Here is a 26,516-nt window from a genome sequence, read left to right on the forward strand (position 1 = left end):
TAGACATTCATGTGCCCAGGCGGTCGGCTTTTAAAAATCGTACTCCCTGTGGTTATTCCACTTCCGCCGGTTATACGACTTGCTTATTCAATTATCATAAGATAAAAATATCATAATTTTATTTTTGTGTCAAGTAGTCTGCATTCTTTAAAAAATAATCAAGTAAATCTTCTACACTAACAAGTCCTAATATCTTATTTTCTTCAACTATTGGCACTGCAAATATATCATTATTTCTTAAAACTCTGCCTACTTCAACCACATCAGTATTTGAATCTACAGTTATTACTTTTTTTGTCATAACTGCTTCTACAGGGTAAGTATCATAATGTCCATCTTCAATTAAGAATCTATATATATCTGCCTTAACTACTATTCCTACAAGCTCATCCTTACCATTTACCACAGGTGCGCTGTTGACAACATCACTTGTCATAACATCTAGTGCATTTTTAAGTGTATCAGTATCTTTTACTTTAACAATATTTCTTGTCATTATATTTTTTATTTCCATAGTCATTCTCCATTCTTACTTATTATTTTATATGTGGTGATTTTTACAGAGAAAGCAGTACAAAATTAAGTTCCATCTTGTTTTTTCTTTATCTACAATTAATTTTAATTATGTCTTTTAGACTTTCTTCATCATAATCTTCATTTAATATAGCTCCAATGGCCTTTGATGCCGCCCTTTTTGATATATTATCTAAATTAATATTTAATAATATATTATGCTTCCTTAATAAAGATTTTAAATATTTAAGCTGCTTTTCAGTTATGTGATCTTCACGTATAAAATTGCTGCTATCAATTTTACTTAATATTTTAAATATCTTAGGCAAATTAAGTACATCTTCATAATTGTGCAGCATTATAACCTTACGCAAGTTTTCATCTTGGTCTTCTAAATACCTTTTGTAAAGCTCTACACTTATCCCTCCATCAATAGTATCTTTTCTATCGATTCCTATATACTTTTCAACGCTCTTGAGATTACATCTCCCAAGTCCAAGCTGCTTTTGATAAGGCCTTATCTTTCTGTATAGATCAAAATGTTCATCAGGCGATTTAAAAGCAATATCATACTTATTCATCCTATGCTCTAAAAATGGTTGATCAAAAGCTTTTCCATTATACGAACACCATATATTAAACTTTTCCACATCATTTTTTAAATTTTCCAAAACACATTTTTCATCATTTAAATTTTCCGCAAAATACTGCTTTATATAAAAATTATTGCTTTGGGTACAATATCCTAGTGATACTAATATTACATTGTCCTGTTCTCTATCAAATCCTGTAGTTTCTATATCAAAATAAACCATTGAATCCATATTATATTTTTTTTTTATATTTTTATTTATGTCAAGCTTACTCTGCTCTTCGTTAATATACATAAAAATCCCCCATTCAAGTATACACAATTAATTATACACCAAATATAATTTTAATAAAACACTATAATTTTATAATATTTTTTATATTTATTTTGATAAAATGGTATTGAATTTGTTATAATATTGTTGTTTACTATAACTTATAGGAGTTGATTTAAATGAATTTACAAGTTAATGGATTGGATGATTTGGACTTACAAATATTACATATTTTAGTTGGGGATTCAAGAACGCCATATCTAGAAATAGCAAGAGAATGTCACGTAAGCGGCGGAACTATTCATGTTAGAATGAAGAAGATGGAAGACATGGGAATTATAAAGGGTACAAAGCTTATAGTAGACAATACTAAATTAGGATATGATATTTGCTGCTTAGTTGGTATATATATTGATAAAGCGGCCTCTTATCCGAGTGTCCTCGAATCAATGAAAGAAATAAAGGAAATAGTAGAACTTTATTATATCACTGGTGAATTTTCAATTTTTGCAAAAGTTGTCTGTAGGAGTATAGCTGACCTTCAAAATCTTTTATTAAATAGAATACAACTTATAGATGGTGTGCAAAGAACTAATACTTTTATGGCACTTTCTCAGCCAATAGACAGAAATATAGATTTTGCATAATTAGCGCATGTTTTCCAGTATAAAATAAGTTTTTATGTACAAAATAATGCTGTAAAACTACTTTAAAGGAGATGTAAATGATGAAAACACTAGATATTATAGCTTTAGTTTTTGTCATAATAGGTGCCATAAATTGGGGTCTAATTGGATTTTTCAGCTTTGATTTAGTATCAGCATTATTTGGAACAATGTCTACTTTAACAAGAATAATATATGCAGTAGTAGGCATTTGTGGATTATATGCAATATCCTTCCTAGGAAGAGATAGAGAAGTGCGTGTAGAAAAATAAAATTTAAACGTTAAATATAAATAACAGCGCAGAGCATAAAAATATGTCCTGCGCTGTTATTTACATTTTCTTTACTACATCCAAAAGTTTTATTGCTGCATTTTTAGGTCCTTCTTTTTCTTTACCCTTTACTCCAAGTCGTGTTCTTATCTGTCCAACTTTAATTCCAGTTTCAAAAAATTTATTAAAATATTTTGTTATGAGCTTATCCGTTTCCTTCTCTCTTTGAACTGGACCAAAAGGATTAGCAAAAAACGTATTTACAAGACCTTTTTCCGTTGTAGTTCCCTTTGCCATTCTAGCCCCACTTCTAAATACAGGAATTGCTTCTTTAGCTGATTTAAAGAATGAAAGTTCCTCTCCATCAGGATCATAATTATTCGCATATAAAAATAAATCAATAGGATATCCTCTTGTTATATCACTGTAACTTGCTACCGGGATAACTAGTCTTGCATTTGTTTTATCAGGATTCATAAATATACTTCTATCCATTTCTCTAAAAGCATATCCAGGATCAAGATCATCAAGTCTGACAAATGCTCCTATTTCCGTTCCATAGCCCATAGGTTTTCCACCTGTGCCATTAGGTTTAACAACGCCCATATCGTCGAAAATAACCGTCATATCGCTTATATATTCTTCTCCTAATTCTCTAAATGCCTCAAGACTTTCAGATTTACCAGCACCACTATCACCCATTATGACAGCATTGACTGTATTTCCGTCCTTTGTTACTATATTTACCATTGCCCCATGAATTGGGAGGTATCCTCTTTTTATCATAATTAAGTTGTGGAGTGTCAATGCCATTTTTTTCATGTATCCAAAATAATCAACATCAACACTATAATTAATATATCCAAGCATTATGTCATTTTTCTTATCATCATAAAATATAGTACGTGTTTTTTCTGCGTTATCTCTAGCTCCAAAAACAAATACTATATCAGGTTTCCTATCTTTATATTCACTTCCCTTAGCTATTTCAAACAAATTGCATAAGGTAATACCATGTGCCATGAAATCTCTGTGAAAATAGATAAATGCAAGAAGTGTTCCTATTTTAACAGGGAAGCAAAACCAGTGATCCCTATTAATTCTGCAGTTAAGCGGATTTTCAAATACTTCTGTAAAAAATCCATCTCTTTTTATCTTTTGAGGATATGATATAAATGGAGGATCTATTAACACAGAATCTATAACAGGCACCCCATTAAGGCATTCGTATCCCTCTGGATATTTCCATTTTATACTGTTAACAATAAGTCCTGCATTAGCTCCTGCTGGAAGCTGTCTATATACTTTAGGCTTTTCACCTAAAATATTTTCTTCAATTTTCCTGTAAGTATTTATTATGAGCTGAGAAAATTGAAGGTTAGCATCTACAAAACTTACATTTTCAAGTCCCTCATTAATTTTACTATTATGAACTACTGTATATCTTTCAAGTCTTCGCCAGAATCCATATATATTCTCTATTATTTTCACAATATTATCACGTTTAGATAAAAAACTCTCATATTTAGGATTAATTTTTATTATTTCTTCCCTCTTAAAAATCAAGAGCAATTTAAGTATTTCTGTAATATCATCTACTATTTTGTTCTCATCATCCTCGATTATAGTTTGTTCAATATACTTATAATCATTAGAAGACCTATGTCTCCCTTTTTTAATAAAAACAGCTAATACTCTTCTAAATCCATCACTATTTAATAGTTTTTCAGATGTATCACAATATTTAGCTGTAAAATTAATTATTACTTTATTGTTGCTTATAGAAAATTCTTTTTGCATTGTTATCCTTTACCCCCTATATAAAATAAAAAGAATGAATGCTCGTTAATTGATTTCATTCATTTTTGCACCCAACATTGAGTATTATACCATAAAAATGAATTTTTTTCATTAGCCGCACTTCATTTTTTCAATACATAATACATTAATATTGCAAAACAGCTTAATGAAAATTAAGACTTATTAATGATTTTCCGCCACTTCTCTTGAAAATCTAATAACATATAAAAGAACATTTCTACCAGCGGTAATGGAAGATTTCGTAAGCATTAGAATAAGCCAAATTATAAAAATATAAGGAAACTAGCTTTAATTTCAAAACCAGTCTCCTTACCTTTACATTATTTTTTTGTTTCCTTTTCGTATAACTTTATCACAATTTATAGCGTCATAAATATCATTATCAAATAAATCACTAAACTTTTTAAATTCGTCTTGGCTTAAATCTTCTATACTTTTTTTGTTATTTTCGCAGTATATTACAATTTCACCTGATATTTTATGTGCATCTCTAAAGGCTATACCCTTAGTAACTAAATAATCAGCCACATCTGTAGCATTTAAAAATCCACCTTTTACTGCATTTCTCATTTTGTCCTTTTTAACCTTCATGGTAGAAATCATACCTTCCATTACAGCAAGACACATTTTAAGAGTATCAAAAGCATCAAAAAATTGTTCCTTATCCTCCTGCATATCTTTATTATATGCTAATGGAATTCCTTTCATGATTGTAAACATAGCTATTAAGCTTCCATATACCCTACCAGTTTTTCCACGTATGAGTTCTGCTGCATCTGGATTTTTCTTTTGAGGCATTATACTGCTTCCTGTAGAGAACTTGTCATCCATAGCCACAAAATCAAATTCTTTAGTACTCCACATAATTAGCTCTTCACTAAGCCTACTTAAATGCATCATGCATATTGAAAAATCCGACAATACCTCTAGTATATAATCCCTGTCACTTACTCCATCCAAAAAATTATCTACAGGTTTATCAAAACCAAGTTCTTTAGCTGTAAACTCCATATCTGTATCATAAGTTGTTCCTGCTAAAGCGCAGCATCCAAGTGGACTTTCGTTCAAATTTGAAATAGCATTTTCTATTCTCTTCTTATCCCTCTTGAACATGCTGTAATATGCCATCATATGATGGGTAAATGTAACAACCTGTGCTCTTTGCATATGAGTGTATCCTGGCATTATAAAGTGGTTTTTATTTCCTTTGTCCTTTAAAGTATTTAATAATTTATCTATGTACTCTATAATGACAAATGAACTTTTTTTAACATACATTTTCATATCCAGGGCAACCTGGTCATTTCTACTTCTAGCTGTATGAAGTTTCTTTCCAACCGCCCCAATTTTCTCTATAAGGTTGGATTCCACAAAACTGTGTATATCTTCATAGTCACCTTCTATTTTCAGTTTTCCACTTTCTATATCTTCTTCTATAGATTTAAGTCCCCTTAATATTTGTTCATACTCTTCATTATTTATTATGTTGCATTTATTCAGCATTTTTACATGAGCAATACTTCCAGTTATATCTTCTTCATATAATTTTTTGTCAAAGCTTAAAGAAGCGTTAAATGCCTCCATAAGCTTACTTTCACTTTCTCTAAATCTTCCACCCCAAAGCTTCATTACTTTTTCTCCAACTTCTTCATAGCTTTAATTTTACTTGGAAGGCTGAATAAATTTATAAATCCTTGTGCATCTTTATGACTGTATAAATCACTTGCCCCAAAAGATGATATACCTTGATCATAAAGTGCATATTTTGATTCTACCCCTGCAACTTTCATATTTCCTTTGTATAATTTAAGTTTTACTGTACCAGTTACATTCTCCTCAACAGTGTTAACAAAAGCATCTAATGCTTCTCTTGTTGTAGTAAACCATAATCCATCATATACAAGCTCTGCATATTTAAGTGCCAATACTTGTTTGTAATGATATGCATCTTTATCTATAGTTAAATGTTCAAGCTGAGTATGAGCTTCATAAAGAAGTGTTCCACCTGGTGTCTCATAAACTCCTCTTGATTTCATACCAACAAGTCTGTTTTCAACAAGATCTGCAATTCCTATACCATTGTCGCCTGCTATTTTATTTGCTTTTTCAATTAACTGAACAGGATCTAGCTCTTCTCCGTTAATCTTAGTTGGCACTCCCTTTTCAAAATATATACTTACATAAGTATCTTGATCCTTTGCCTTTTCAGGAGGTACAACACACTTATACATATCTGTCTTATGCTCATTCTTAGGATCTTCAAGATCTCCACCTTCATGACTTATATGCCATAAATTCCAATCTTCCGAATAAATCTTTTCCTTAGTCGCAGTAACCTTTACTCCCTTTGACTTTGCATAATCTATTTCTGCTTCTCTTGAATCTATATCCCAGAGTCTCCATGGGGCAATTATTTGAATGTATGGATCCATTGCTGCAATTGCAGTTTCAAAACGAACCTGATCATTTCCTTTTCCTGTACATCCGTGACATATATATTTAGCACCTTCTTTATGTGCAACCTCAACTAATTTTTTTGCAATTAATGGTCTAGCAAATGATGTTCCAAGAAGATATTCTCCTTCATATTTTGCGTTCCACTTTATAGCATTATATAAATAATCTGTTACAAATTCTTTTTTAACATCTTCAACATATATTTTTGCTGCTCCACTCTCTACTGCCTTTTCCTTAACTTTCTCCATATCATCTTCTTGACCAACGTTGACACATACAGCTATTACATCAACATCATAATTATCTTTAAGCCATGGAATTGTTACTGAAGTATCAAGACCACCTGAATAAGCTAAAACTACTTTCTCTTTCATAATATCAAACACCTTTCCAAATACTATTTATACGCTACAAATTTATATAGTATGCATAATTTAATTTCAAAATACATGAGGCATTTTTACCTCAACCTTATATTTTTCGCTTGTTATTATTATAAGACTTTTTTTATAATTATGCAATATATTTTATAAATATTCACAAGAAAATTATTTTATGCAATAATTTATATTTTATAAACAATACAAACTAACTTTAATTAGTTCGTATTGTTCATGTATTACAAATTGAAACTTATTTCAAAAAAAAGTGAAGCCATTGCAATAAATACAACAGCTCCACTATACAATATTTTTTAATTTGGCTATGTTTTAAATAAGTGTTGTTTTTTACACTTATTTAAAACATAACTTTTAATTTATAAATTTTTTATTACTTCATCTGTAAATTCTTTCGTTCCTATATTTCCACCTAAATCACAAGTAACCTTTGTGCCATCCTTTAAAACTTTCCTGATAGCATTATCTATTTTGTCTGCTGCTTCTCCCTCATCTATATATCTAAGCATCATTACCCCAGACAATATTGCAGCTGTTGGATTTGCTATGTTTTTACCAGCTATATCTGGCGCTGAACCGTGAATTGACTCAAATATTGAAATATCGCGTCCTATATTTGCTCCCGGTGCAACTCCAAGTCCTCCAACAAGGCCTGCTGCCATATCTGACAATATATCTCCATAAAGATTTGGCATTACAAGCACATCATATTTTTCAGGATTTTGTACTAGCTTCATGCTCATAGCATCCACAATTACATCTTCAAATTCTATGTTTTTATACTTTTCTGCAATCTTTCTAGCACAGCTTAAAAATAGTCCATCTGAATATTTCATTATATTGGCTTTATGCACGGCTGTAACTTTCTTTCTATTTTGATTTACTGCCATCTTAAATGCAAAATCCGCAATTCTCTCACTTGCTTCTCTTGTTATTATCTTTATGCTTTCAGCTGCATAATCTCCTATTTTATGTTCAATTCCTGCATATAAATCTTCTGTATTCTCACGAACTATAATCAAATCTACATCCTTATATCTTGTAGGTATACCTTCATAAGTTTTTATAGGTCTTACATTTGCATATAGATTAAATGCCTGCCTTAAAGCAACATTTACACTTCTAAATCCACTTCCAACAGGAGTTGTTATAGGTCCTTTAAGCGCTATTTTATTTTTCTTTATACTATCTAATACATACTGTGGAAGAGGTGTACCATACTCATCCATTACATTTGCTCCAGCTTCAACTACATCCCAATTTATATTAACTCCAGCTGCTTCTATTACTTTTTTAGCAGCACCTGTTACTTCTGGTCCTATTCCATCTCCAGGAATAAGTGTTATGTTGTGATCTTTTTTCATAAATGTTGTACCTCCAATATTAAATTTTACGTTTATACAAAAATTGAAAGGGCATAAAGCCCTCTTTAATTTTTTATTTTCTACTATTCATCTGATTTAACTTTCCGCCGCATATAAGCATATCTTTTTGTCTTTCTGGTATATCAAGAATCATCTTATATTTCTCACTTTTAGATACATTTTTAATATAAACCACACCGTTTTTAACTTGATTTATAACATCATTTATTTCAATTTCATCATTTTTATCTATTTTATCATAATCAGCTTCATCAGCAAATACAAGTGGCAAAATACCATTGTTAATAAGATTTGCCTTGTGTATTCTAGCAAATGATTTAGCAAATACTCCCTTTATTCCAAGATATAATGGTGCAAGTGCTGCATGTTCTCTACTTGAACCCTGACCATAATTTGAACCTCCAACTATGAATCCACCATTATTTTCTTTAGCATTCTTAGGAAAATCCTTATCACATGGTGTTAAGCAATAATCTGCTAAATGAGGAATATTAGATCTAAATGGCAAAAGCTTAGCATTAGAAGGCATAATATGATCCGTAGTTATATTGTCTTCAACCTTTATAAGTGCTTTTCCAGAAAGCTTATTAGTTAATGGTTTTGCTTTAGGAAAAGGCTTTATATTAGGTCCTCTAACTATTTCAACGTCTTCCGGATTTTCGGCTGGACTTACTATTAAATTATCATTAATTAGGAAGCTATCTGGAACCTTTATCTTCTGAACATCTGCCTCAAAAGTTGTAGGATCTGTTAAGTACCCTGTTAACGCAGACACAGCAGCCGTTTCAGGACTTAAAAGATAAATCTGAGCTGAAACTGTTCCTGATCTTCCCTCAAAATTTCTATTAAAAGTTCTAAGCGAAACTGCATTTGTACAAGGTGCCTGACCCATTCCTATACATGGACCACAAGCACATTCAAGTATTCTCGCTCCTGACGAAACAAGACTTGCAAGAGCTCCATTTTCAGCAAGCATAGTTAAAACCTGCTTAGATCCAGGTGCTATAACTAAAGATACTTTTTCATTGATTGTTTTTCCTTTTAAAATTTCAGCAACCTTCATCATATCAACAAAAGAAGAATTAGTGCAGCTTCCTATAGCAATCTGATTTACTTTAAGTCCTTTAATTTCAGAAACTTTTTTTACCTTATCCGGACTATGAGGACAAGCTACTAATGGTTCAAGATTATCTAAATCAACTGTAACCTCTTCTGCATAAACTGCATCCTCGTCTGGACCAAATTCTTTATAATCACTTTCTCTTCCCTGTGCCTTTAAGAAAGCTTTTGTAGTTTCATCACTTGGGAAAATTGAAGTTGTAGCTCCAAGTTCAGCTCCCATATTACAAATAGTTGCTCTTTCAGGAATAGAAAGATATTTAACTCCATCACCACAGTATTCAAATACCTTTCCTACTCCACCTTTTACAGTAACCTGTCTCAAAACATCCAAAATTATATCTTTAGCCGAAACCATCGGCCTAAGTTTACCTTTTAAGTTAACTTTAACTACATTTGGGTTTATTATATAGTATTCTCCACCACCCATAGCAACAGCAACATCAAGACCACCTGCACCTATTGCAAGCATTCCCATTCCTCCAGCTGTTGGGGTATGGCTGTCAGAACCGATTAAAGTTTCCCCTGGAACATCAAATCTCTCAAGATTAACCTGATGACATATTCCATTACCTGGCTTTGAAAAATATATTCCATGCTTTTTTGCCACCGTTTGAATATACAAATGATCATCTGCATTTTCAGGACCTGTTTGAAGTATATTATGATCTATATATGCAACAGATCTTTTAGTTTTGACCTTTCCTATTCCCAAGGCTTCAAACTGCAAATAAGCCATTGTACCTGTTGAATCCTGCGTAAGTGTATTATCTATTCTTATTCCTATTTCACTGCCCTTTTTCATTTCACCAGATACTAAATGATTCTTTAATATTTTTTCTGTTAATGTTAATCCCATTTTAAGCATCTCTCCTTAATAACTTAACTAACTCTTGTATTTTCCATGTTAATTAATTCTTCAAAATATCTCTTAACTTCAAGTTCAAGTTCTTTATTTGTTATAGGTGTAGTTCTTCCACTTTCATACTGATTATCCACCCATTTTTTAATTTCTGCAACTCTATCGTCTCTTTTATCTACTTCATTTCCATTTTTAAGTTTAAAGTAGGTATTAATCCATGCTGCTATCCCTGCTAATCCCGAATATTCATTAACAGCAACAAGTACAGGCCTATCAAGAATTTTCTCTGTATCAAATATATTGTAAATTTCTTCATCCTTTAATATACCATCTGCATGTATACCTGCTCTAGTAACATTAAAATCAGTTCCAACAAAAGGTGTTCTCGGTGGTATTTCATATTTCATTTCATCTTCAAAATATTTTGCTATTTCCGTTATAACATGAAGATTCATTCCTGGATTACCTTTTAACTGACAATACTGAAATACCATACCCTCAAGTGGACAATTTCCTGTTCTCTCGCCTATACCAAGTAATGTTGTATTTACAGCTGAACATCCATATAACCATGCAGCTGCAGCATTTGGAACAACATTATAAAAATCATTGTGGCCATGCCATTCAAGGGATTCTGCTGGTACATTACAATACTTTCTAAGTCCACTTATTATTGCTGGCACACTTCTAGGAAGTTCAACACCAGGGAATGAAACTCCTAACCCCAATGTGTCACAAGCTCTTATCTTTACTTGTATTCCATATTGTTTTGAAAGCTCCATAAGTTTATTCACAAGCGGAACCACAAATCCAAAGAAATCAGCTCTAGTAATATCTTCAAGATGGCATCTAGGAATTATGCCATTTGAAAGAGCCTCCTCAACTATTTCTATATACATTTCGTAGGTTTGTCTTCTATTCATTTTTAGCTTCTTAAAAATATGATAATCTGAACATGACATCAAAATTCCAGTTTCCTCTACTCCTGTATCTTTTACAAGCTTAAAGTCATTTTTATTTGCCCTTATCCATGTAGTTATCTGTGGAAATTTATAACCTCTATTCATACATTCAATTAAGGCTTCTCTATCCCTATTTGTATACAAGAAAAATTCAGTTTGTCTTATAACACCTGTATTATTATCTAATTTATGCAAATAATCAAAGATATTAATTATTTGTTCAACTGTAAAAGGAGTCATAGACTGCTGACCATCTCTAAAAGTTGTATCTGTTATCCATATATCATCTGGTATATCTACTTTAATGTCACTACCATCAAACTTAATTTGTGGAACATCATGATATGGAAAGATATCTCTATACAAATTAGCTTTGTCAACATCCTTCAACTTCAACTCTTCCATAAAATCACTTCCTAATACAAAAATTTAAAATGATTTTTATTTTTTCAATCCTTCATATTTCAATAAATAGAATTATTTATAATAATGAATTCATTTTGCATAAATTTGCATTTATCCTTTGTAAGCCCCCTATTTATTAGTGCTATGCAGAAAAATCATTTATGAATATAATATATTTTAACATATTAAAATATTATTTTCAATTAAATATTGCTTGTTTTTGAATAAATGTATGATTTAAATTTCATATTTTAAATTTCTTTTTAAAGCTAATGCTAATTCATTAACTTTCAGCCTATAATATAAATAAAAAGTTAGCGTATTACATATATTACGCTAACTTTTATAACTATTACTTATTATCGCTCGTCTTTTCAACTATTCTAAATTGAATTTTTATATTTTTTTCATTCATTCTTATGACAATAAGACTGTACTCATTTTCTGATATCAAAATTCTTATTAGTCCACTTACATTTTCATCAAATTCATGTATTAAATTTCCCGAGAAGCTTTGAATATAAATAATCCCTTTTTGATCTTTAAAATATAAATTATCCCATTCTCTTATGTTTAAATTACTATTTCGAATTTTAAACACAATCCCCTTTTCTTTTGCTTCCCCTAAAAGCATTCCGTAACGATTATTCAATATTGCATTTTTTAATCTTTCTTTTTCTAAAATTTTTTCATATTCTTTATTTTCTTTGTTCATCTTTTCTATAGAATCTTCAAGCATAATAATTTTTTCTTCTAAAGACTTGTTTTCATTTTCCTTTTGTTCTAAGAATTTATTTACAATCTTATTTTCATCCATAAATTTCTCCTTTATTAATTATGATTATAATATTATAATAAACGTATATATATGAGAAAGGGTGATATTATGGCTAATCCACTTAACAAATTTTTAAAAATCACAAACGATAAAACAAATAATGTTGCTCAAAGAATTAAACTCACTTCTGAGAAAACAATTCTTATTAATGAAATGTATTCTGAATTAATAAATAAGAAAAAAGAAAAAATAGATGAATTAGATAAAAAATTAAGCTTATTAAACAAAAATAATATAAATTACAAAAAAGACATAGACGAATTAGTCGAAAAAAACAATTCCTTAAAATTAAAAATAAATTCAATAGAATCACTTTTAATTGAAAATATAAATACTATAGATTAATTATACTAAAAAACATAATTACATTTCCATTAAAAACACTAAATTTTTTAATAATAAAAATAGACTTTAAATATTCTAAAGTCTATTTTTGTTATTTTATTAATTTCTATAATGATTTTTAATTAAATCCCTAGCTGAAATAAATATACTAGAAAAAGTAAACATAAGTATTAGCCAATAACTTGGCGCCAAATACATTGAATACTGCATAAATATAGAACAAACATCCGTATAAGATATTAGAGCTAAACGAAGTATATAACTTAAAAATATACCAGTTAAAATTAGCCATTCATCAAATAAAGAATTTTTTTTACTTTTTCTACTTAAAATCAAACGTAAAGTAATATAAATATATCCTAGGCAACCAATTATAAACAAGAAAGAATTTATTTTGTAATAAATTAAACTTATTTTATTAGTTATACGCATCTTAATTTGTCTGCTTGGTATACTATCTGCTTTATTATAGGCAATATTATTTGTTACATATTCAAGATTTCTTATTTCCTGATCATTTCCTATGCTAGTTATATTATTTTGAAATAAAGGTATAATTGTTTTGTTATATTTTTTGTCTACCTGAAGAGTCTCAACAAGACTTTCTTGGTCAGTATTATAATACTGTCCCATATGTACAGTGGTTTTAAATGTTTCATAAAATGATTTCATAAAAGGAACTATATACCTATTATCCCATGGGGACTCAAACATAAAAATATATCCACCTCGTGTTTTAAGCTTTCCTGATTTTATAGCATCCTCTATTTCATCAGCAGATTTCTTGTAAAATTCCTGACTTGATTTTCCATCCTTCAATCCATACCACTGAACACTATCAATAACCGCCCATGCAAGCATTGAACAAGATGCATTTCCTCCTGGCTGAGTAGCTATAAATGGATGAGCTTCTAAAGTCTTCTTTAATTTAGAAAAAGTAGGCGATACCTTATATGCTTTTTCTCTAGTTGATTTTGGAACAGGTACATCCGGAATCCACTTATCAGGTTTTATTATAGTCAATTCTTTAAACAACTTAGGTAAATATCCTCCGGTATATTCATTAGTCATAAATACCCCATAATGCCTATAATTTATAGTTGAAACCACTAATATACTAACAGCTAAAAAAATTGGCGTTACTGTGAGGGATAAAATTTTTTTTATCTTTATCTTCTTATCTTCTTTTTTGTCTAAAAATATAAATATCGCAGTTACTAAAAGTGCCACAACAACAAAAGGTGCTACCCATGGAGAATCTTCTCTAGCAAGCCATGTTGCTGATAAAAAAAAGCCTGATGCTAAACTATACCATAATATTTTATTATACGATTCATTTCTATTTAAATATATTGCTATAATTAATGAAAATAAAATTACTACTAAATAGCTATATATAGAATCTCTATATGCCCTTTGAAATGTCCATGAAGCAGATGCTATTGGATTAAACATTAATATTGTATAAATTATAGCTAAAGCATTTCTATTTGGTATTATTTTTTTAATGGATACTATAAAAGTCACAGAAGCCGCAAAACACATTAATACATTTGAAAAAATAAACGGTAAGCCAACTTTATGTATTAAATCTAAATATAATGGAAAAGTTATTCCTTTAGCAAGTATATACTGATCAAATCTGCCAAGCCAATTTCCTGATATAAGGTTAGCAGCATTTTTAATCATCATACCATCATCATAGTGATTATCTCCAAAAGTCCATACTCTAACTCCTGTTGATAATATAAGTCTTATTAATAAAATAAAAAAAACATATGCAATAAAAATTTTCTTCTTCTCAATATGTCTTTTCATATTCATAAACTAGTTCCTTTCATAATATATAACTATTAAATTTCTTTTTTAGTAGTTATATTCAATAATGCTCTAATTAATATTATCACTTATACTAGCTTTTAATTTTCTGAACTTCTTTGTAAATTTTGTCATGAAGAATATCTGACAATTTAGATTTCTCACTTCTATCAAGCTCCTTAATATCTATAGGTTCCAATATGGACATATTTATAACTCCAGATCTAATCTTACCACCCACATCCTCAAAAAGTTTATATGCACCATCAATTGCGATTGGAACAACTACAGCATTCGCTTTAGTAGCCAATTTTAAACTTCCTTTTTTAAATTCTCCCATATTGCTACTTTTGCTTCTTGTACCTTCTGGAAATATTGCCATAGAATATCCCTTATCTAAATTTTCCACACCTTCATTTATAGCCATAAGCGATTTACGTATATCATTTCTATCTATAAATACACAATGCATCATTTTCATCCAACCACTTACAATTTTTATTTTTAAGATTTCCCTCTTAGCTATAAAACCAATTTGCTTATCAATAATTCCCATTATAGCCAAAAAATCGAGATTACTTTGATGATTTGAAATAAATACGCATGTACCTTCAGGTATATTCTCTAATCCTTTTACGTTCACTTTAATCCCAATAACCTTAAGAATATGCTTAGACCACTTAAAAACTACATTATGAACTGCTTCTTCATATTCTTTTTCACTTTTAATTTTCTTTATATGATTAAGTTTTATTTTAAAAAATAAAGTTTTAATCATATAAAACACAAAATATATGTATAAAAAAATCCAACGCATAATTATACTCCTTTTTAATACATCTCTTCTATGTATAGCATATAATATAATAAATTTCGTCAAAAAATAAAATGGCTCCGCGAAAAGGATTCGAACCTTCAACCTATCGGTTAACAGCCGAGTGCTCCACCGTTGAGCTATCGCGGAATACATTCTACCCGGCAATGACCTACTCTCCCACAGGGCAACCCCTGCAGTACCATCGGCGCTTTGGTTCTTAACCTTCGTGTTCGGTATGGGAACGGGTGTTGCAACCAAGCTATGATCACCGGATTTACATTTTGTTTTTGAAAGTCAATCTTTCTACTCAACTACTAACTTCCACATGTACCATAATACTTTGAAGCTAGTATTTTGGAACAAGTACAAGTTAAGTTTCGTAAAGAAACTTGTATATACTTTCAAAATTGCATAGTAACTTATATATTTACTCTTTTTATTGGTCAAGCCCTCGACCTATTAGTATCAGTCAGCTTAAAATGTTACCACTCTTACACCTCTGACCTATCAACCTGTTGTTCTTTCAGGGGTCTTACTAACTTATGTTATGGGAAATCTTATCTTGAGGTGGGCTTCACGCTTAGATGCCTTCAGCGTTTATCCCGTCCCGACATAGCTACCCAGCCGTGCCTTTGGTAAGACAACTGGTACACCAGAGGTCAGTCCATCCCGGTCCTCTCGTACTAAGGACAGCTCCTCTCAAATTTCCTTCGCCCGCGACGGATAGGGACCGAACTGTCTCACGACGTTCTGAACCCAGCTCGCGTGCCGCTTTAATGGGCGAACAGCCCAACCCTTGGGACCTACTTCAGCCCCAGGATGCGACGAGCCGACATCGAGGTGCCAAACCTCCCCGTCGATGTGGACTCTTGGGGGAGATCAGCCTGTTATCCCCGAGGTAGCTTTTATCCGTTGAGCGATGACCCTCCCACGAGGAGTCACCGGATCACTAAGCCCGACTTTCGTCTCTGCTCCACTTGTTTGTGTCGCAGTCAGGCTCCCTTCTGCCTTTGCACTCTACGCGCGGTTTCCAACCGTGCTGAGGGAACCTTTGGGCGCCTCCGTTACATTTTAGGAGGCGACCGCCCCAGTCAAACTGCCCACCTAGCTATGTCCCGTGACCAGTTTCATGGCCTCCGGTTAGAACCTCAGTACTGTCAGGGTGGTATCCCAAAGGTGACTCCACAATCCCTGACGGAACTGCTTCCAAGTCTCCCACCTATTCTGTACAGACAATACCGAAATTCAATGCTAAGCTACAGTAAAGCTCTACGGGGTCTTTCCGTCCAATCGCGGGTAGCAAGCATCTTCACTTGCACTACAATTTCGCCGGATTTGCTGTTGAGACAGTGCCCAAATCATTACGCCATTCGTGCGGGTCGGAACTTACCCGACAAGGAATTTCGCTACCTTAGGACCGTTATAGTTACGGCCGCCGTTTACTGGGGCTTAAGTTCATGCCTTCGCTTGCGCTAAGCATTCCCCTTAACCTTCCAGCACCGGGCAGGCGTCAGCTCCTATACTTCAGCTTTCGCTTTAGCAGAAACCTGTGTTTTTGATAAACAGTTGCTTGGGCCTATTCTCTGCGACCTGCTCTCGCAGGCACCCCTTCTCCCGAAGTTACGGGGTCAATTTGCCGAGTTCCTTAACAGCAATTCTTCCGATGGTCTTAGGATTCTCTCCTCACCTACCTGTGTCGGTTTGCGGTACGGGCACAAAACTCCTGGATAGAGACTTTTCTTGGCAGCATGAAATCAGATATTTCGGTAGTAAACTACCTCATCATTACATCCCAGACTTACGAAAAGCGGATTTTCCTGCTTTCCATCCTCAATGCTTAAGCGCACTTCCAATAACATACGCATATCCTATCCTTCTGCGTCATCCCATTTCTCATAACGTTGTTTTGCGGTATCGGAATATCAACCGATTGTCCATCACCTACGCCATTCGGCCTCGGCTTAGGTCCCGACTTACCCTGGGCGGACGAACCTTCCCCAGGAAACCTTAGGTTTTCGACCACTAAGATTCTCACTTAGTTCTCGCTACTTATGCCAGCATACTCTCTCCTGCACAGTCCACCGCTCCTTACGGTACGACTTCAACCCATGCAGGATGCTCCTCTACCACTTGTACGTAGTACAAGTCCACAGCTTCGGTGTTAGATTTTAGCCCCGGACATTTTCGGCGCAGGATCTCTTGACTAGTGAGCTATTACGCACTCTTTTAATGTATGGCTGCTTCTGAGCCAACATCCTAGTTGTCTTAGAAATCCCACATCCTTTACCACTTAATCTATACTTTGGGACCTTAGCTGGTGATCTGGGCTGTTTCCCTTTTGACTACGGATCTTATCACTCGCAGTCTGACTACTGTGATTCAAGTATCCAGCATTCGGAGTTTGATAAAGTTCAGTAACTGTTGTCAGCCCCTACCTCATTCAGTGCTCTACCTCCGGTACTCATTCACAGCGCTAGCCCTAAAGCTATTTCGAGGAGAACCAGCTATATCCGAGTTCGATTGGAATTTCTCCCCTATCCACAGTTCATCCCATGGTTTTTCAACACCATTGTGGTTCGGACCTCCACGGAATTTTACTTCCGCTTCACCCTGACCATGGATAGGTCACCCGGTTTCGGGTCTACAGCATGCAACTATGCGCCCTATTAAGACTTGGTTTCCCTTCGGCTGCGCACCTTAAGTGCTTAACCTTGCTGCATACCGTAACTCGCTGGCTCGTTCTACAAAAAGCACATCATCACACGTTAATGTGTTCTGATCGGTTGTGGACACACGGTTTCAGGTTCTATTTCACTCCCCTTCCGGGGTTCTTTTCACCTTTCCCTCACGGTACTGCTTCACTATCGGTCACTAGGTAGTATTTAGCCTTGGGAGGTGGTCCTCCCAGCTTCCCACAAGGTTTCACGTGTCTCGTGGTACTCTGGAACAGATCGGGCTTTTTTCTCTTTTTACCTACAGGACTTTTACCTTCTACGGTTTAACTTTCCAGAAATCTTCGGTTAAGATATAAAGCTTTAATGATCTGCCCGCAACCCCGGAAACAAGTTTCCGGTTTGGGCTCTTTCCCTTTCGCTCGCCGCTACTAAGGAAATCGATTTTTCTTTCTCTTCCTCCGGGTACTTAGATGTTTCAGTTCCCCGGGTTTACCTCTATACACCTATGAATTCAGTATACAGTCCATGGATACAATCCATGGGGGTTTCCCCATTCGGAAATCTTTGGTTCACAGGCTATTTGCGCCTACCCAAAGCTTATCGCAGCTTATCACGTCCTTCTTCGGCTCCTAGTGCCAAGGCATTCACCATGCGCCCTTTGTAGCTTGACCTTAAGTAAATATATTTAAATTCAAACAACAAAGAATTAACTTTGCCTTGCTTTAGAGTATTACTCTTTCATTACTATGCAATTTTCAAAGTACATGGTGGGTTTAAATGGACTCGAACCATCGACCTCACGCTTATCAGGCGTGCGCTCTAACCAGCTGAGCTATAAACCCATGAGAATTAAGCTCTCAAAATTAAACAGAGAATTAAAAACCTTCGTGAAAATTACATTTTCACGTCGACTCCTTAGAAAGGAGGTGATCCAGCCGCAGGTTCTCCTACGGCTACCTTGTTACGACTTCACCCCAATTATCAACCCCACCTTCGACCGCTGGTTCCAAAAGGTTACCTCACGGGCTTCGGGTGTTGCCGACTCTCATGGTGTGACGGGCGGTGTGTACAAGACCCGGGAACGTATTCACCGCGACATTCTGATTCGCGATTACTAGCAACTCCGGCTTCATGTAGGCGAGTTTCAGCCTACAATCCGAACTGGGATGGGGTTTTTAGTTTGGCTCAGCCTTGCGGTTTCGCATCTTTCTGTCCCCACCATTGTAGCACGTGTGTGGCCCTAGACATAAGGGGCATGATGATTTGACGTCATCCCCACCTTCCTCCTGGTTAACCCAGGCAGTCTCACTAGAGTGCTCAACTTAATGTTAGCAACTAATGATAAGGGTTGCGCTCGTTGCGGGACTTAACCCAACATCTCACGACACGAGCTGACGACAACCATGCACCACCTGTCTTCCTGTCCCCGAAGGGATTTCCTCAGTTACGAGTAATTCAGGAGATGTCAAGTCTAGGTAAGGTTCTTCGCGTTGCTTCGAATTAAACCACATGCTCCGCTGCTTGTGCGGGTCCCCGTCAATTCCTTTGAGTTTTAATCTTGCGACCGTACTTCCCAGGCGGAATACTTATTGTGTTAACTGCGGCACAGAAGGAGTCGATACCTCCTACACCTAGTATTCATCGTTTACGGCGTGGACTACCAGGGTATCTAATCCTGTTTGCTCCCCACGCTTTCATGCCTCAGCGTCAGTTACAGTCCAGAAAGCCGCCTTCGCCACCGGTATTCTTCCTAATCTCTACGCATTTCACCGCTACACTAGGAATTCTGCTTTCCTCTCCTGCACTCTAGACATCCAGTTTGAAATGCAGCCCCCAAGTTAAGCCCGGGGATTTCACATCTCACTTAAATATCCGCCTACACATCCTTTACGCCCAGTAAATCCGGACAACGCTTGCCACCTACGTATTACCGCGGCTGCTGGCACGTAGTTAGCCGTGGCTTCCTCCTATGGTACCGTCATTATCGTCCCATAAGACAGAGTTTTACGATCCGAAGACCTTCATCACTCACGCGGCGTTGCTGCATCAGAGTTTCCTCCATTGTGCAATATTCCCCACTGCTGCCTCCCGTAGGAGTCTGGACCGTGTCTCAGTTCCAATGTGGCCGATCACCCTCTCAGGTCGGCTACGCATCGCAGCCTTGGTGAGCCGTTACCTCACCAACAAGCTAATGCGCCGCGGGTCCATCTTACAGCGAATAAATCCTTTGGCTCAAAGATCATGTGATCTCTGAGTATTATGCGGTATTAATCTTCCTTTCGGAAGGCTATTCCCCACTGTAAGGCAGGTTACCCACGTGTTACTCACCCGTCCGCCGCTGGGAACCGAAGTTCCCCGCTCGACTTGCATGTGTTAAGCACGCCGCCAGCGTTCGTCCTGAGCCAGGATCAAACTCTCAATTTAAAAGTTTGATAATATATAGTCAAAATATGCAAACTATGATTATTAATTTACACAATATTTCATCAATAAAATGCACTAACAAAATTAATTGCGAAACTTTTCATCATTGCCTGTACATAATTCTTCTATATTCCTATAGCTCATCGCTATTTATTAAATAGAATAAATTCTATTCAAAAGAATTGCTGGTTTATAATTCTCTGTTTAATTTTCAAAGTTCAATTCTTCGCTGCACTTGACAGCTTTTATATAATATCATTTATCAAAAATTTTGTCAACATTTATTTTAAAAATCTTTAAATATTTTTAGAATTTTGCTAAATATTGTTACCCCCCCATCATAAAAATCACCCACAAAGATCATAATTATAATCCTTCACCTTAAAAACACTACTTTAAAACAATACTCAGTATTAACATATCAATAAAGGGTTAATTTTTTTAACCTATCTTATATATATTATTTAATTCATCTGTATCTTTTTTATCATATTTACCATTTATAAAGTCCTTTACCGTTTCGTGAAGTTGAACATAAAAACCTTGTCTATCACTTACTCTATTCTTTTTAAATAAATTTTCCGCAGGATCATCACCCAATATTATATTCCATTCTTCTCGGTCAAGATATTTTTTATATCGATCGTATTCCCCTTCCTCTACTCTTTCATAATATTCACCATCATAAAATAAAATTATTTCGCCATCATCAACCATTATCTTTTTTACAAGACTACAAACTGGGAATGCCCATTTATCTGATACAATTATAACCATAAGCTTTTCATTTTCTTTAACTAATTTTGTACATTGAATTTTTTCCATACCTATATTATTTCTTACCCATTTATTTTCTTTAATAATATCCTCTATAACCTCTGAATAATCCATTATTTCAGCTCCTTTTTTCTTAATTGTATAAAATTATTATTATCTGTTCTTCAAATTTTATGCAAAAAATAAAAAATGCTAGCTTACATAGAATATCACATAAGCTAGTATTCAAAATTCCATATTAACTTTAACTTATTACTTTTGTAAAACCAAGTATTAAAACTGTTACTCCAAGAACTAACCTATAAACTGCAAATATTCGCATTGGTCGCTTTTTAAGGAAATTTATAAATTTATCTACAACTATTAATGCAACTACAAAAGCAACTACAAATCCTACTGCTAGTCCTATTATCTGAATATTTGAAAGCACTAAAGTATTCTTTATTAAAAATAGTAGCGAAGCTCCAAACATCATTGGAATTGCCAAAAAAAATGAAAATTCTGCACCAGCAACTGTTGACAAACCAACTATCCATGCACCTATTATTGTAGAAGCCGATCTTGACATTCCTGGCCACAATGCAAGACATTGAAAGCATCCAACTATAAATGCCTGTTTTAAAGTTATGTCGTCTACATTTCTAATTTTAGCTTTCCTTCTATACTTATTTTCTGCATAAATCATCCACACAGCTCCAATCAAAAGGGCTGCTGCTACTGGAAGAGGATAAAACAGTACTTTATCAATTTTCTTTTGAAAAGGCAATCCAATTACTATAGCTGGTATACATGCAATTACTATATTTGCCCAAAATTTAAATCCAGGCATTGTCCTGTAACCTTTAGTGAAAAATTCACCAATTATTCCTACCCCTGAACTCTCATGCTCTTTCATAGACGGAAATAAATTTGACGGTTTAAGGGCAGATGATATTTTTTTCCAATATAGAACTACAATTGCAAGTATCGCTCCAAGTTGTATTATTACTTCAAACATATGTATATATTCTGCACTATATAAAGCTGCAGGTTTTGTACCATCCTTGAAACCTATTATACTTCCTAAAATTATCATATGACCTGTTGAAGATACTGGTAAAAATTCTGTAATTCCTTCAATAATTCCTTCCAGAACTGTTTTAAATATAAAGATTAAGTTTGTATACATTACTTGTCTCCTTTCGGCTAATATAAGAACTCGATTTGTAGAAGTACACAGAGTTTATGGTTCACAGTTTAACTATTAAGTTATACATGCGCCATAATGCTTTGATGCTAGCCTTTTAGAACACGTATAATTTAAGTTTCACATTATGAACCATTTAATTATACTATTTTTATTAAATTATTAAAATAGTATTTTGTATTTTTAATAATTTCTTAAAATTAGCATAATAAAAAATAACCTTATATTGATGTAAATATAGAAAATATGTATTATAATAATAAACATTGGAGGTGTTCAAAATTAATATAAGAAGTTTTTTTAGCATAATTATTTCAAAAACAATAATAAATATATCTAGCAAACTTTTCAAGGGAGGAACGAATTTTCCAGGTAGAGTTGCTTTAAAACTAGATAAAGACATTCTCTCTACTGTGACCAAAAACTACAATATAATCTTTATAACAGGAACTAATGGCAAAACAACTACTACAAATTTAATTTACAGCATAATAAAAGCCAGTGGTAAAAAAGTCATAACTAATAACACTGGAGCAAATTTGAAACCTGGAATAACTTCATGCTTCATAAAAAATTTTAAATTTTATGATTCTGAAGAAAAGTATGCAGTTATTGAAATAGATGAAGCTAACTTAAAATTTTTGACCGAATATACAAAGCCAAAAGCCATAATTATAACTAATTTATTTAGGGATCAACTCGATAGATATGGTGAAGTTTACACAACACTTTTAAAAATAATGGATGGAGTTAAAAAAGTTCCTAATTCTACCCTTATATTGAATGGTGATGAATCCTTACTTGGAAACTTAGATGTCCCTAACAAAAAATTGTATTATGGTTTCAATTGCCCTGTTAATTCAGAAAATAAAATAAGTGTAAATGCAGATGCAAAGTTCTGTATAAACTGCAAACATCCCTATGAATATGAGTTTATAACTTATAATCACTTAGGAAAATTCTTCTGCAGTAACTGCGGCTACAAGAGACCCGAATTAAATTATTACATAAGTAGTATAAAAGGACTTGATCCATCTGGTTCTTCTATTTCTATAAATGGCTCTGACTTTTATTTAAATCAACCTGGAGTGTATAATATCTACAATGCTCTTTGTGCATATTCAGCAGCAAAATTCTTAAATGTAGATGACAAAATAATATTTGAAGCTCTAAAAAATTCTAAAAGCAGCTTCGGAAGACAGGAATCCATAAATATAAATGGAAAAGATGTAAAAATAATTTTAGTAAAAAATCCAGCTGGTTACGATGAAGCAATTAAGACCATATCTCTTGACAAACGTGAAATAAGTTTATCGATCTTACTAAACGATAATTACGCTGACGGACGTGACGTTTCGTGGATATGGGATGTTAACTTTGAAAAACTAAGTACTTTAAATGTTAACAAAGTTTTAGTTTCAGGTATAAGATTATATGACATGGCAGTACGTCTAAAGGTAGCAGGCTTAGATAATAATAAATTTGAACTAAAAAACAATTTTGAAGAGCTTCTTTCAGGAATGGAAAACTGTGGTGGAGAGATCATATATGTGTTAGCTACATATACAGCAATGATAGACCTTAGAAAATTCCTTTATTCAAAAGGCTTTATTAAAAAACTTTGGTAATTGGTGGTGAAAAAATTGGAATTAAACATATGTCACTTATATCCCGATTTACTTAATGTTTACGGTGATATTGGAAATGTACGTATACTAAAATATAGAGCTGAAAAAAGAGGCATAAAAGTCAATGTATTTAATATATCTCTAAAGGATACCTTTGATGCCGACAATTATGATATTACCTTCTTCGGCGGCGGTCAAGACTACGAACAATCAATAGTTTCAGATGATATCATTGATACAAAAAAAGAAGCGATAAGTAAATACATCAATGATAATAAAGTATTCTTAGCAATTTGTGGTGGTTATCAACTCCTAGGAAAATATTACACTACACCTGAAGGTGAAAAACTTCCCGGTGTAGATATATTAAATATATTTACAGAACCCGGAAACAAAAGATTCATAGGAAATACAATTATAAAAAATGAAGATTTCAATGAGACTTATGTTGGCTTTGAAAATCACTCCGGCAGAACATATATAAATGACTTAAAACCTTTAGGCAAAGTAATTGCTGGTTATGGAAACAACGGACAGGACGGTTATGAAGGCTGCATTTATAAAAATACCTATTGTACATATTTTCACGGTTCACTTCTTTCTAAGAATCCTGAACTTGCAGATAGATTTATAAAAACGGCCCTTGAAGCAAAATACAAAACTAAAATAACTTTAGATCCTATAGATGATTCTCTAGAGCTCAAAGCAAAAGAATTCATAGTTAATCGTGAACAAAAAAAGGGATAAAATAATAATATTGCAGGACATTAAATAAAGGTCATAAATCTAAGGGGCTAATTATTAAAATACTAAGAAGTTTCAATAACTCGCTGAAAAAATGCTCAGACAAATTGAAACTTCTAAGTCTTTTAACAATTAGCCCCAAAGATTTATTGACCTTTATTTAAATCGTCCTACAACATTATTATTTTATCCAAACGGTGATTTAAGGAAAAAATTCCTCCGTACCTACGGAATTTTGGAACTTTATAAAAAAGTAACAGTACTTTAGAACAATTTAAAAAGACCCTAATAAATCTTGTTTGAAAAATCTTAAAATGCTTACATATTATCATACATGATGTTTGTGCAAACCCTATCACCTGCTGACGAGCAAAGCAATGTCAACACCCCACAAACTAATGGTTCCACGAAAACATTATTTGCGCCCAAAATTCCGTAGGAACGAAGGAATTTTCTCCTTGCTTTACTCTCTAAGGGAAATAACAGTGATGAAGGAACAATTTAAAAAAATCCTAATAAATCTTGGTTAAAAAATCTTAAAATGCTTAGATATTTCAATTTGTCTGAGCATCCTTTCAGCGAGTTATTGAAATATCTTAGTATTTTAAGATTTTTTAGCCTTAGATTTATAGAATTTTTTTAATGTTCCAAATCACTGTTATTTCCCTTCGTCTATTTTTTGTTTTCTGTTGATTATTCCCATATCTATCATTTCATTCTTTTCCTTTTCACTTACATCATCAAATGTTTTAAAAGTATATCCTTTATCCTTAATGTAATTTATAATTTCAGAAAGTGACTCTACCGTAGTTTTTTTATAATATGAATCATGCATTAATATAACAATAATCTTTTGCCCTGTACACTGCTTTTTTACGTTACCTATTATCTTGCTTTTAGGAACATAGTGAGCTTCCGCATCACCTGAGCATACATTCCAGTCTACATAATTCATTCCTCTGTCAAGTATACTTTTTCTTATACTGCTTAATACATACTTATTTGAAACTTGATTATCAGATCCTCCAGGAATTCTGACAAATTCCAACTTTTTTTTACCTCTAACTCCACGAATTAAATTCATACATTTATCTAGATCATCATTGTAAGTGCTAAGGCTTTTATATATATCATAATTATGCGAATAAGTATGGGGCATTATACACATTTTATTTTTCACTAATTCTTTAAATGCAATGGGATTTTCCTCTTCCTTTTGCCCTACCACAAAAAATGTTGCTTTAATGTTATTTTTATTAAGTTCATTTATTATTTTTACAGTATTATTAGGTGTTGGCCCATCATCAAAAGTCAGAAAAGCAATTTTCTCTGGCGTCCCCTCTGTAGGTTTATTACATATTCCCTTTACATTTAAAGGCATTATTAAAAGAAAGGAAATCAAAGCACATAAAAAACACTTTTTATTTATTTTCATTTGAATAGCATCTCCAGTAAGTATAAATTATTTTATTCTTTGTTCTTATTATCCCTTCTTTTATAAAAAAAATAGAAGGTAATAATATCTACCTTCTACATAAA

Annotated in this window: 19 protein-coding genes, 2 tRNA genes, 3 rRNA genes and 1 riboswitch; of the genes, 5 read left to right on the forward strand and 19 right to left on the reverse strand. The window is 33.2% G+C overall.

Features of this window, described 5'->3' with window-relative positions; genetic code table 11:
* Positions 1–6: 6 nt before the first annotated feature.
* Positions 7–84, reverse strand: a riboswitch (ZMP/ZTP riboswitch).
* Between the two features lie 34 nt (positions 85–118).
* Entirely contained in the window at positions 119–514 is a 396-nt protein-coding gene (locus tag BEE63_RS04495; protein WP_066020242.1) for a CBS domain-containing protein, read from the reverse strand.
* Positions 515–602: 88 nt separating this feature from the next.
* Entirely contained in the window at positions 603–1,400 is a 798-nt protein-coding gene (locus tag BEE63_RS04500; protein ID WP_066020243.1) for a ribonuclease H-like domain-containing protein, read from the reverse strand.
* Between the two features lie 158 nt (positions 1,401–1,558).
* On the opposite strand from BEE63_RS04500, the gene BEE63_RS04505 reads away from it, so the two are divergent.
* Both BEE63_RS04505 and BEE63_RS04510 read left to right on the forward strand, forming a co-directional pair.
* Positions 1,559–2,026 (forward strand): Lrp/AsnC ligand binding domain-containing protein, encoded by a 468-nt coding sequence (locus BEE63_RS04505; protein ID WP_066020244.1) that lies wholly within the window; start codon positions 1,559–1,561, stop codon positions 2,024–2,026.
* An 80-nt stretch (positions 2,027–2,106) separates the two neighbouring features.
* Positions 2,107–2,316: a DUF378 domain-containing protein gene (locus BEE63_RS04510; RefSeq protein ID WP_066020245.1), complete on the forward strand. Its 210-nt coding sequence runs from the start codon at positions 2,107–2,109 to the stop codon at positions 2,314–2,316.
* 60 nt (positions 2,317–2,376) lie between these two features.
* Here the strand turns inward: BEE63_RS04510 and BEE63_RS04515 are convergent, their stop codons facing one another.
* The 7 genes from BEE63_RS04515 to BEE63_RS04545 all read right to left on the reverse strand — a co-directional run bounded on the left by BEE63_RS04515 (position 2,377) and on the right by BEE63_RS04545 (position 12,542).
* A complete protein-coding gene (locus BEE63_RS04515; protein WP_066020246.1) occupies positions 2,377–4,116 on the reverse strand; it encodes a phosphoenolpyruvate carboxykinase in 1,740 nt (579 codons plus the stop codon).
* Between the two features lie 336 nt (positions 4,117–4,452).
* Entirely contained in the window at positions 4,453–5,766 is a 1,314-nt protein-coding gene (argH, locus tag BEE63_RS04520) for an argininosuccinate lyase (protein WP_066020247.1), read from the reverse strand.
* The gene (locus BEE63_RS04525) at positions 5,766–6,968 is read right to left on the reverse strand and encodes an argininosuccinate synthase (protein ID WP_066020248.1); all 1,203 of its coding nucleotides are present in this window, start codon (positions 6,966–6,968) and stop codon (positions 5,766–5,768) included. Before BEE63_RS04525 ends, argH begins: the two co-directional genes overlap by 1 nt.
* 383 nt (positions 6,969–7,351) lie before the next feature.
* On the reverse strand, positions 7,352–8,356 hold the full coding sequence (locus BEE63_RS04530; protein ID WP_066020249.1) for an isocitrate/isopropylmalate dehydrogenase family protein: 1,005 nt from the start codon (positions 8,354–8,356) through the stop codon (positions 7,352–7,354).
* Positions 8,357–8,429: 73 nt separating this feature from the next.
* On the reverse strand, positions 8,430–10,355 hold the full coding sequence (locus BEE63_RS04535; RefSeq protein ID WP_066020250.1) for an aconitate hydratase: 1,926 nt from the start codon (positions 10,353–10,355) through the stop codon (positions 8,430–8,432).
* 23 nt (positions 10,356–10,378) lie between these two features.
* Positions 10,379–11,725, reverse strand: a complete 1,347-nt coding sequence (locus BEE63_RS04540; RefSeq protein WP_066020251.1) for a 2-isopropylmalate synthase — start codon at positions 11,723–11,725, stop codon at positions 10,379–10,381.
* Positions 11,726–12,077: 352 nt separating this feature from the next.
* Positions 12,078–12,542: a hypothetical protein gene (locus BEE63_RS04545; RefSeq protein WP_066020252.1), complete on the reverse strand. Its 465-nt coding sequence runs from the start codon at positions 12,540–12,542 to the stop codon at positions 12,078–12,080.
* 69 nt (positions 12,543–12,611) lie between these two features.
* Between BEE63_RS04545 and BEE63_RS04550 the strand changes: the two genes are divergently transcribed.
* Entirely contained in the window at positions 12,612–12,908 is a 297-nt protein-coding gene (locus BEE63_RS04550; RefSeq protein ID WP_066020253.1) for a hypothetical protein, read from the forward strand.
* 99 nt (positions 12,909–13,007) lie between these two features.
* Here BEE63_RS04550 and BEE63_RS04555 read toward each other — a convergent pair whose 3' ends face one another.
* From BEE63_RS04555 to BEE63_RS04595, 9 genes are all read right to left on the reverse strand, one after another.
* Entirely contained in the window at positions 13,008–14,726 is a 1,719-nt protein-coding gene (locus BEE63_RS04555) for a hypothetical protein (RefSeq protein WP_242874689.1), read from the reverse strand.
* Positions 14,727–14,820: 94 nt separating this feature from the next.
* Complete coding sequence (locus tag BEE63_RS04560; protein ID WP_066020255.1) at positions 14,821–15,543, reverse strand: lysophospholipid acyltransferase family protein; 723 nt, start codon at positions 15,541–15,543, stop codon at positions 14,821–14,823.
* 72 nt (positions 15,544–15,615) lie between these two features.
* Positions 15,616–15,690, reverse strand: a tRNA-Asn gene (locus BEE63_RS04565).
* A gap of 9 nt (positions 15,691–15,699) precedes the next feature.
* Positions 15,700–15,816 (reverse strand): 5S ribosomal RNA (gene rrf, locus BEE63_RS04570).
* Between the two features lie 166 nt (positions 15,817–15,982).
* Positions 15,983–18,889: ribosomal RNA gene (locus BEE63_RS04575) — 23S ribosomal RNA — on the reverse strand.
* A 94-nt stretch (positions 18,890–18,983) separates the two neighbouring features.
* Positions 18,984–19,060: transfer RNA gene (locus BEE63_RS04580), tRNA-Ile, on the reverse strand.
* A gap of 77 nt (positions 19,061–19,137) precedes the next feature.
* Positions 19,138–20,642, reverse strand: a 16S ribosomal RNA gene (locus BEE63_RS04585).
* Together the 16S, 23S and 5S rRNA genes with 2 tRNA genes alongside form the textbook arrangement of a ribosomal RNA operon.
* 441 nt (positions 20,643–21,083) lie before the next feature.
* A complete protein-coding gene (locus BEE63_RS04590; protein ID WP_066020256.1) occupies positions 21,084–21,533 on the reverse strand; it encodes a hypothetical protein in 450 nt (149 codons plus the stop codon).
* 130 nt (positions 21,534–21,663) lie between these two features.
* On the reverse strand, positions 21,664–22,587 hold the full coding sequence (locus BEE63_RS04595) for an undecaprenyl-diphosphate phosphatase (RefSeq protein ID WP_066020257.1): 924 nt from the start codon (positions 22,585–22,587) through the stop codon (positions 21,664–21,666).
* Positions 22,588–22,877: 290 nt separating this feature from the next.
* Between BEE63_RS04595 and BEE63_RS04600 the strand changes: the two genes are divergently transcribed.
* Entirely contained in the window at positions 22,878–24,233 is a 1,356-nt protein-coding gene (locus tag BEE63_RS04600; protein WP_066023159.1) for a Mur ligase family protein, read from the forward strand.
* A 15-nt stretch (positions 24,234–24,248) separates the two neighbouring features.
* Positions 24,249–24,980, forward strand: coding sequence for a type 1 glutamine amidotransferase (locus tag BEE63_RS04605; RefSeq protein WP_066020258.1), 732 nt, complete (start codon positions 24,249–24,251; stop codon positions 24,978–24,980).
* A 655-nt stretch (positions 24,981–25,635) separates the two neighbouring features.
* Here BEE63_RS04605 and BEE63_RS04610 read toward each other — a convergent pair.
* Complete coding sequence (locus tag BEE63_RS04610; protein ID WP_066020259.1) at positions 25,636–26,412, reverse strand: polysaccharide deacetylase family protein; 777 nt, start codon at positions 26,410–26,412, stop codon at positions 25,636–25,638.
* Positions 26,413–26,516: the final 104 nt, after the last annotated feature.

The organism is Clostridium pasteurianum, assembly GCF_001705235.1.
In the GTDB taxonomy this organism is placed as follows: domain Bacteria; phylum Bacillota; class Clostridia; order Clostridiales; family Clostridiaceae; genus Clostridium_S; species Clostridium_S pasteurianum_A.